Source organism: Serratia sp. A07, from assembly GCF_058725505.1.
In genome coordinates, this window is record NZ_JBZXDO010000251.1 from 1 (window position 1) to 542 (window position 542).

General features: G+C 62.0%; 1 protein-coding gene. It reads right to left on the reverse strand.

Annotated elements, in window-relative coordinates; genetic code table 11:
• The coding region (locus AC4PR2_RS29585) for an Rpn family recombination-promoting nuclease/putative transposase (protein WP_492176136.1) at positions 1 to 542 on the reverse strand (542 nt) is incomplete at both ends.

The following is a 542-nucleotide window of genomic DNA, read 5'->3' on the forward strand; positions in this document are numbered from 1 at the left end:
TCATGATTTTGTCCTCGTGGTGCGGTACGCGCTCGGCCAGCTGTTTAAGCAGCGCGGCCGGGCTGTGGGTCTCGCCGGCCTGCAGCATGTAGCTGAGCAGCGAGATCAGTTGTTCATCGGTAGTGTACCCCGACAGCAGCAGCGTGACCAGTTGGTCGAGCAGCTCGGCAAGGTCGCGCTGACGCACGTGCTTTTGCAACAGCTCGAGGACCGCCATGCGGCGGTGCTGCATGATGTCGTCGTCGGGAATGACGGTGACATCAACCAGCGGGAAGGCGCTGCCATAGAGCTGTTTCGCCAGCTGCGGTTCATCGAACAGCGCCAGCCAGTCGAGGGTGTAGGGGTAGGGGCTGGTTTGGCCATGATAAAAGAGAATAGGAATGACCAGCGGCAGGCGCTCATGGCCGGCTTCCAGGTGACGCTGCATGGCGGCGATGGCATAGCGCATGAGGCGGAAGGCCATGGTTTTGTCCGGCCGGCTCTGGTGCTCGATGAGGCAGTAGACGTACCCGTCCCCGCGGGCCGTATCGAGAGAGTAGAGC